At 39.3% G+C, this 7,937-nt stretch carries 8 protein-coding genes and 2 pseudogenes; 5 read left to right on the top strand and 5 right to left on the bottom strand.

The window, feature by feature from the left end:
* Nucleotides 1-188 precede the first annotated feature (188 nt).
* Nucleotides 189-971, top strand: a complete 783-nt coding sequence (locus F4V44_RS24590; protein ID WP_150442648.1) for a DUF2935 domain-containing protein — start codon at nt 189-191, stop codon at nt 969-971.
* Nucleotides 972-1,231: 260 nt separating this feature from the next.
* Nucleotides 1,232-1,495, top strand: a complete 264-nt coding sequence (locus F4V44_RS27655; protein WP_191090851.1) for a hypothetical protein — start codon at nt 1,232-1,234, stop codon at nt 1,493-1,495.
* 194 nt (nt 1,496-1,689) lie between these two features.
* Here the strand turns inward: F4V44_RS27655 and F4V44_RS24580 are convergent, their stop codons facing one another.
* The 3 genes and pseudogenes from F4V44_RS24580 to F4V44_RS24570 all read right to left on the bottom strand — a co-directional run.
* On the bottom strand, nt 1,690-2,430 hold the full coding sequence (locus F4V44_RS24580; RefSeq protein ID WP_150442646.1) for a hypothetical protein: 741 nt from the start codon (nt 2,428-2,430) through the stop codon (nt 1,690-1,692).
* Between the two features lie 298 nt (nt 2,431-2,728).
* Nucleotides 2,729-3,379, bottom strand: coding sequence for a helix-turn-helix domain-containing protein (locus F4V44_RS24575; protein WP_150442645.1), 651 nt, complete (start codon nt 3,377-3,379; stop codon nt 2,729-2,731).
* A gap of 144 nt (nt 3,380-3,523) precedes the next feature.
* Nucleotides 3,524-3,778: pseudogene (locus F4V44_RS24570) on the bottom strand (nitroreductase family protein); the annotation flags it as partial.
* Between the two features lie 183 nt (nt 3,779-3,961).
* Here F4V44_RS24570 and F4V44_RS24565 point away from each other — a divergent pair.
* Nucleotides 3,962-5,032 carry an S-layer homology domain-containing protein gene (locus F4V44_RS24565; protein WP_191090850.1) on the top strand — a complete coding sequence of 357 codons (1,071 nt, stop codon included), beginning with the start codon at nt 3,962-3,964 and terminating at the stop codon, nt 5,030-5,032.
* Nucleotides 5,033-5,327: 295 nt separating this feature from the next.
* Here F4V44_RS24565 and F4V44_RS24560 read toward each other — a convergent pair whose 3' ends face one another.
* A complete protein-coding gene (locus F4V44_RS24560) occupies nt 5,328-6,242 on the bottom strand; it encodes a restriction endonuclease (RefSeq protein ID WP_191090849.1) in 915 nt (304 codons plus the stop codon).
* Between the two features lie 266 nt (nt 6,243-6,508).
* On the opposite strand from F4V44_RS24560, the pseudogene F4V44_RS24555 reads away from it, so the two are divergent.
* Both F4V44_RS24555 and F4V44_RS24550 read left to right on the top strand, forming a co-directional pair.
* Nucleotides 6,509-6,718 (top strand): annotated as a pseudogene (locus F4V44_RS24555) (IS1595 family transposase); the annotation flags it as partial.
* Between the two features lie 17 nt (nt 6,719-6,735).
* A complete protein-coding gene (locus F4V44_RS24550; RefSeq protein WP_150442642.1) occupies nt 6,736-7,188 on the top strand; it encodes a hypothetical protein in 453 nt (150 codons plus the stop codon).
* 88 nt (nt 7,189-7,276) lie between these two features.
* Here F4V44_RS24550 and F4V44_RS24545 read toward each other — a convergent pair whose 3' ends face one another.
* Complete coding sequence (locus F4V44_RS24545) at nt 7,277-7,909, bottom strand: LysE family translocator (protein WP_150442641.1); 633 nt, start codon at nt 7,907-7,909, stop codon at nt 7,277-7,279.
* Nucleotides 7,910-7,937: the final 28 nt, after the last annotated feature.

Below are 7,937 nucleotides of genomic sequence, written 5' to 3'. Positions count from 1 at the left end.
CAAAAATCCGGAACGTTGTCAGAAAGAAGACCAGATTCTGACAAGACAACCCACAAAACCCAAAACCCTGTCAGAAAGCAAGCACGATGCTCCACCTAACCATACCAAACTAGAGAAACCTACTAATAAACCCCTCTACTCCCGAATAAAGTGGAAAAAGTCAGTATGAAAGGAGAGGAATACCTCATATGAGCAATCACATACAGACAGCCGTTTTTGAGCACCAATTTTGGCTCCAGGTCCTTGCAGACCATTCCCGCTTTATTCATGATTCGCTTTATCCTTCACAGAAGGAGGACATTGCCAAAGCCAATCACTTTATCAGGCTGTTTGATCAGCTCCACATGCAGGCCCAATCCATCAATCCATCCAATGCCGTTACTTTTTCAAAAACGGTGGAAGAACCGGTCAGCCAATTAAAAGCCTTTAAGCTTTCCATCATTAAAAGGCATCTCACAGGCCAAATGGGCATCCACCTTACACCGACTTTCGTTAATCATATGGTGAACGAATTAGAAGAATACGAGCGAATAGTAGGCTGCCTTAAGCAGGGGCAGGAACCGCCGGTATGTCACGAGCTGCACCATCATTTAGTTTGGCTAGTGGATGCGGCCGGTCATGCTGGAGCCATCAATGACCAAATGGATGCCGTGGAAAACAAGCTGAAGAAACAAAGCAAAACCTTTATGAAACACTTTGAACAATTTTATCTAAAAGCGGTTGAACTCACCGGCTACCTGCGCACGAACGTCCATCACTTTCCCGCACTGAACCGATTTACACATGACGTCGAAGTGGAAATGAAATTATTTATGACCTTTTTAAAAGAGCTGGAGGAATGGGAGGTAAGCGCCGAGGTGCTAAGCATCTTCACCGCACCAATGGCAGACCATATGTATCGAGAGGAGCGCTACTATTTAATGAAACTGGCGGAATCCTCCAGGCCAGCAGATAATGAGGATCATTCATGATACAGCGGTTTAAATAAAAGCATAGAAGCAAACAAAAAACGCTCACACCAAGCGTTTTTTGTCTTTTCCTTTAAGAAAATGCTGCATGGTTTTAGTTGTGTTCCTTCAGAGCCTTTGCCTCTACTCTCATCGTTTCAGATGCTTCTTCACCTTTCTTAATCATTTCTCCAAATATAAGACATTTAATCAATAGAATGGCCGTTACCAATCATTGCCTGTCCTAATAAGATATAAAGACTTTAATGAAAGGAGAGATGCAAATGAGTGATGAAATGAAGGACAATAAGAAAAAAGATGAAAAAGACGAAAAAGGCAAGCACAAGCACAAGAAGAAGCATAAGAAACCGAAGAAGCATAAAAAGCCAATGAAACCAAAACCGAAGAAGCATAAAAAACCTAAGAAACACAAGAAGCCAATGAAACCAAAACCGAAGAAGCATAAAAAACCTAAGAAGCACAAGAAACCAATGAAGCCAAAACCGAAGAAAAAAGACAAAAAGAAAGACAAGAAAAAGCATAAATAACAGGATTGACAAACAAACAAAAAACGCTTGCTGCCAAGCGTTTTTTGTCTTTCAACTATAAGGTCTGCGGCAACAACCAGCTAGCATTACCATCCTCTAACCAGCTCATTTGATTCAATTATCAGGGGACCTAGAGACACTAGTTTTTATCGTTTGCCGGGTCAAGGTGTCTGTCCCTATGTACCGCTTACTGTTCAACTCATTGGGCTTATCCCCGGTCTGATTTTTTTCTGGAGGGAAAACCACTTTCGTTGAACATCCGATTTATGGCGTTTCAACCTTGTGCTTGCAATAGGAATCGTCTGGAACACAGACAAATGAGGATACTCCTCCGTTACGATTTTTGTCAATAAGGCTTCCTCTTCTTCTGTCCAGTTTTTGGCCTGCTCCTGCTTAATCTGATAGACAAGATCCCTGTAGCGTTGATCGACTTTTGTGTACCAATAAGTCGAACATCTAGCAGGCGAAATACCGATTTCCTCACCCACTGCTTCGAAGATAGAGGAGAGCGTTTGGGCCTCTTTCGTGCCATCGATAACCGATCGAATAAGCAGCATTTCTTTTTCTTCATTCCAGTCAGCCGGATAGTTTTTCTCTTGTGCAACAGGGGTTGTCCGCACCGTATGTTCTTGCTGCCAGCCCTGGAAGATTTCATTGTATTTTTCAAAATAGGCCTCATACCACCGCTGATACGCATCGAATGTGGAATACGGGCACCCAAAGGCTGACTTTTGAAAAAGATTGAAATAGTTCGTCCAAAAATTCCAATAATCATTTTTGCCGCTTCCCCACAAACTTCCTGGCTGGAACATGCCTAACATCTCTTCAGTCCATCGCATATACTGTTGATTCAAAGCGAACATATCTCCAAAGTTGCCCTGCGCCTTGTTCAAATTCGGGAATCCCTGATAAAACAGCTTGAAAGTATCAACCATCCTATACCAACTCCTTTTATAATCTTAGATCATCCTGTTATCATTATCATTTTTAGATAAAAACAGCTCTGTCCTATTGCTATTCCTTTACGAAGGTAAATAGAACTCGAAAAGGGAAAAGAAACAGGATGGAAAGGGAGTAAAAGCGGATGTGGAAGGGAGGAAAGAGGCTGGCTGTCAGTTGATGGTGGCTTTTCAAAGCAGGACATTGGCAGGCGTTATAAGTATGGGAAAACGTCAGGAACTTTGGCTTGGAGAAAGTACTGTTGTATCAAATAAAACAATAGGGGAGGCAGGATTAGAGGAATTCATCTTCATTTGCCTCCCCATATTGAGCATTAAATTCATTTAATTCCTGTTCAAAAGCTTTCCGCTTTCGCGCTTCCTCAATGGAAATCTTAAAATACTTCTTTGGAATCCTCCAATGACGGCCCTCGGTTTGAAAGGCACCTGGATATTTCCCTTTTTCACACCAGCGCCGAATAGTCTGATCAGTAACACCAATGATCTCAGCCGCTTCTGTAGATGTGTAGGCTTCAGTATGTTCTACTGTAATCGGTATAGTCAATTCGGCTACTGCCATATGATTCTCGTTATAGTTTTGTGTTTGTTCTGCTAAAATTTTAGCTATAATTTTTTTCCCGTCTGTTTCAGGAACAATTTCTGATAATTTTAGAATGTATTCCACGAATGATTCATAGGCCAGCGTTGTATCGCTGCTTTTTAAGGATTGATAGATTTTCTTATCAAGTATACGAATAAGGTTTACAACTTCATTAGAGGGCAAATCAATTTTGATGTCTTCTAAAAACTTTGTTGGTAGTTTTAATGTCAAAAAGGTTCTTTCAATAAGAGTTTTGAATAAGACCGAGGCATTTTCAAAAAGATTTTGCTCTTTTAATATTGTGACAGTATCCCACAAAATTTCTTCTTCACGCTCTTTAATCATGAAATGATCACCTCCTATTCTTATTATAGTTGAATTTGTGTTGGGTATTCAATGAAAACCAACAAAACCAACAAAAATATAGTAAAACCCATCTCAATCTAAAAAAAGACTGTCAAAAACGATGATCTCCTCTCTAAAAAATCCTTATTTAAACACCAGTACACGTTCTTCAAGCGACTGGTACTGTTTCTCATTCGGAGGAGCAGTTGGCTTGTCAAATGGCAGTTGGGCAATAAGCTTCCAATGGCTTGGAATAGTCCATGTTTCTTTAACTTCCTCGTCAATCAGCGGATTGTAGTGCTGCAGCGATGCGCCAAACCCTTCGTTTTCTAAAGTGTTCCAGATGGTGTGTTGAAGCATTCCTGACGTTTGCTCTGACCATGGAGCGAAGTTATTTTTTAACGTAATAGAGATACTTGTAAAATGATTAATATTTAAACCTAATTTTGTCCGCATAAAGGTTTTCAAAAGAGGGTTTTGTTGTTCTTAAAATAGAACAATTTTAAACTTTTTATCTAACAAAATGTTGGTAAGCGTTATATAATAGACTTGTAGTAGATGGCGAACAGTGGAGGGGTCTATTTGAGAAAATCAATCATTGCGTTAGGGGTAGCCGGATTATTATTAACAGGCATGGCTGCACCACAAGAAAAGGTATACGTACAAAATAATCCAATCCAAACGGGGCAAATAACTCCATACGTAGATTTTGAACCAAACGCCTATTGGGCAGATGCCATGAAATGGGCGGTAGAACAGGGAATCGTAAAAGGTACAGACACGTCCCATTTAAACCCATATGGAACAGTAACAGAAGCTCAGTTTGTTACGATGTTCATGCGCTACATAGACCCACATACGTTAATTCAAAAGAGTGATATCTATGATAGGTGGTTTGCAGAAATGCCCTACTACTTGGCTGATAGTTATAACCTCCCAACAATAGGCTCAGCAGATGACCACAATGGAAATATCCATATAAGCCGAGGGCATCTAGCCAAATTACTGGGCTCATTAGTAGGCGGAGTATTACTTTCCGAGGAAAAAGCGATCCAGTACTTGTATGACCATAGAATCACCGCAAACGAACCATCCATATTCCACCCTGAACAGACCTTAACCAGAGCCCAAGCAGTGACCTTCCTTTATCGTACAGAGAATATCTTTGGAAAACGGATGTTTGAAGATGGATTAGTATGGACACCTATCCAAACAGAATCGAGTCCGCCGCCACAACCGCAAAATCCTTACAAAACCCAATTATGGCATGATATAAAACCTCTCATTTCCAACTTTAACGAACTTCACCAGGGTGCCAATATAAAGGCTGAACCAGGCGATGATATGGTAGAAGTATTTTCAGGAGAAAGAGAGCTCTCTCTCTTTGCTACGTTCATCCCGAACAACAGGGGTTATCAGTTCCTCACTCTCTTCCATGCAACAGACGAAAGAATCTTTAACTTATATGTCGATATCATCGATACGATCCAAACCATCCCATTAGACCGCAAAGAAATTGAGGCCAATTTAAGGGCCGTCAGAGACAATCAAGGAGTAACAAAGGACTTCGCTCAGTCAGGCTACTCGATAAGAATATACAGACCAGGTTCTGACGCTAATGTACTCTTGTTAGAATGGAAAGCGATGGAATAAGAAAGAAGAGGCTGGCTTTATTTCGAGCAGTTTGAGGAGTAAAAAAGACATCGAATAACATTCTAGTCAGTAACACATCACAAGGATAAAACCATGAAATTCTGGGGCTGTACCTTCTTTGTATGAACAGCAGCAGTTAAAAATAAAGAAGAAAAGTCGATTTTACACACAGAAGTCGACTTTTCTTCTTCATGTTTTTTAGTGCCGTATACTATTTTAATAGGCGAGATCCAGTTTTGCCCTTTTCAATGACCTCGAAAAAATAAGGGATGTCCGCTTGGAGTAATTGAAAACTTTATAAGATTTCTAGAAGTTTATGTTTATCCCATAATTCAACTTGAAGTTTTGGAGCTACTGATTTTGCCTGGTCAGAGAACGTAGAATTAGTAACAACAATAGCTTCTGTGCAGTCAAAAATAGTCATAGCCGTATAGATTTCTTGTATCGCTTTCATTCCTACCTTCGCTTTATGCCGTTTACATTGGAAGGCAGTTCTTTTTCCAGAAGAAGAAGTGGCAATAATATCGACACCATAATCACTGGTCTTTCTTGTGATTTCAATATTGGTATATCCAACTTTCGGTAAAATACGCTGGCCAACAAGTTCCTCGAATTCGAATCCTGTTATCTGATTAAGATCATGAACAGGCGTATGATACAAACGAGCTTTCTCAAGTAGTAACCTTTGATGTTCTTGTTGTTTTCTTTCTTCCTCTTCCTTTTGCTTGATTTTAAAAGCTTTGAGTATCTTTTTCTTTTCAAGCGTGAGTAAATGATTAGAACACCAGGTGCAAAGAGGTTCATTGAAAGTGATATACTCATCACATTGCTGATAATGATAGTCTCTTTCTTTTACAAATTTTTTAATGTTAAAGCATCGAGCACATTGATCTTTATGCGTTAAATTAATCAGTTGATAATGGGGCATTCGATTGGTTAGAAATTGTATGATGCCACTAATTACTTCCGTGTAAAAACCACTTTCATCAGGGAATTCTGTAAAGAGTGTCCTTGTTAGCAAATCAGCAAAACTGTCCCGATAATAAAAACTAGGTTTTGGGCAAATATAGATGGAAGTTTTGTTGAGTTTTCCAGACGGTCTCATAACAATCCAACCGGATTTCACAGCATTTTGATTATGTTTTGCCTTTTCATTCCCCTGATCATCGAGATCAATATAATTATCCGGGTTAATATGAATGACATGCATACTTAGAAACCTCACATTCATTTAAACGTTGTTAATGAATACATGATTTCCAGTTTATAAAGTTTCTATACTAGTGGTTTAATAGAGTTCATTTAGAAATGGCACAAGAGGTGGCCGACGAATGGATTGCAAGCGGTGAAGAGCTGAGAATGCCAGCGGGCTAGAGCTGCTATTACTGACTTTTAGGGAATGGAAAGGACAAAGGACGCTGAGTCATCAAGCAACCCCAAAGCAGCTATCATTGATAAAGAGAGACCCTTCGATTTCAAAATGTCAATGGTCTTCATTCACGAATGAAAAGGTGGATAGAAGGTTTTAAAGGTGTGGCTACGAAATACCTTGCTTGGTTCCTATTTGTAGATAGCTGTAGTAACAAAAGCACAAAACACCATATAAAAGAATTTCTTTTATCATCATTTGTATTTGAAATGACGGATACTTATAATCGTTTGCGTTTATCTAAATTCATTGTGTAACGGATGGTGAACACAGGATGAAACTTCCTAATGGAGTAACTGGTTTTTATGATTCAAAAGTCAATAACCCCCCACAAGTAGATGGGAAACAATTCAAGCGATTATGCTTCGACTTTGCTTCTTGTAACAGTGGAAAAGTAATAGATTTTATTACGCCTCAATACCCATCAAATTTTTATTATGCTCATGTTGAGATTGCAGGTAATCGGTTTTATATCCTGCTTAATGAACATTATCCTTATCTTGCATTCGCCTCAGTAGTTGAAGTTGGAAACATAAAATTTATCAACAAACCTGTTCTCTATGAGATATTTTCATCATTCTATCGAGTCATAGGTACAGGAGAACTACATGCTCCTTTAAATCAACATCTTTTAAAGCAAACGGAATTAAATAGTGCTGAATTGGAACAAATTGCTTATTGGAAGCCTGAAACGATAGGACAAATCATCTTTAACTATTGGGATTGACTAATTCGGAACTCCACAAAAATCGGAGTTCCGATTAGTTTATTTAAAATCAACATTAAAATGTAACAGAGCCTTTTACATAAAAAATCTAGTGATGGGCCTTTTCCAGAGCCAATCTCAACCCAAAACCAATCAAGATAGCGCCTGTAATCCCTTCAATCATCCTTTGTGTTTTCGGTTTCTTCATAAACGCACTAATTCGATGAATTAAGTAGACATACAGTAAGAACCATACGGCCGTTAATACCGTATAAGTAATCCCCATTAGCAGAAACGGGATAAAGGAACTGCTGCCAGATTCGACGAATTGGGGTAAAAAGGTTAAGAAAAAGACAGCCACTTTCGGATTTAAGAGGTTGGTCAGAAATCCTTGCTTAAAACAAGAGGCGTTTTTAAACCGACTCTTTGTGTGAACCTCAACGCTTGCTGCTGTGTCCTTTTTCCTCAAAGACCATAATGTCTTCACACCGAGATACATTAAGTAAACGGCACCAACATATTTGAAGACCGAAAATAATAAGGCGGACTTCACAATGAGTGCGGAAAGTCCTAATACAGCAGCAGACGTATGGATTAAAAGAGCGCAGCAAGTACCTAAAGCGGTTTTCAGCCCCCCAATTCTTCCAACGGTAACCGTATTTTTTGTAGCAATGGCCGTATCGGGACCTGGTAAAAGAATGAGTAAAGAGCACATAAGGACAAATAGAAGATAGTTTTCCATTCTAATCACACCTTTCTAGTTAGAATAA

It is taken from the genome of Niallia endozanthoxylica (assembly GCF_008710145.1).
In the GTDB taxonomy this organism is placed as follows: domain Bacteria; phylum Bacillota; class Bacilli; order Bacillales; family Cytobacillaceae; genus Bacillus_BD; species Bacillus_BD endozanthoxylica.
This window is presented reverse-complemented; position numbering and strand designations above follow the sequence as displayed.

What these genes read in the sequence shown, in the direction of transcription:
- F4V44_RS24590 (WP_150442648.1), top strand. Translation starts at nt 189, where the DNA reads ATGAGCAATCACATACAGACAGCCGTTTTTGAGCACCAATTTTGGCTC.
- F4V44_RS27655 (WP_191090851.1), top strand. Translation starts at nt 1,232, where the DNA reads ATGAGTGATGAAATGAAGGACAATAAGAAAAAAGATGAAAAAGACGAA.
- F4V44_RS24580 (WP_150442646.1), bottom strand. Translation starts at nt 2,430, where the DNA reads ATGGTTGATACTTTCAAGCTGTTTTATCAGGGATTCCCGAATTTGAAC.
- F4V44_RS24575 (WP_150442645.1), bottom strand. Translation starts at nt 3,379, where the DNA reads ATGATTAAAGAGCGTGAAGAAGAAATTTTGTGGGATACTGTCACAATA.
- F4V44_RS24560 (WP_191090849.1), bottom strand. Translation starts at nt 6,242, where the DNA reads ATGCATGTCATTCATATTAACCCGGATAATTATATTGATCTCGATGAT.
- F4V44_RS24550 (WP_150442642.1), top strand. Translation starts at nt 6,736, where the DNA reads ATGAAACTTCCTAATGGAGTAACTGGTTTTTATGATTCAAAAGTCAAT.
- F4V44_RS24545 (WP_150442641.1), bottom strand. Translation starts at nt 7,909, where the DNA reads ATGGAAAACTATCTTCTATTTGTCCTTATGTGCTCTTTACTCATTCTT.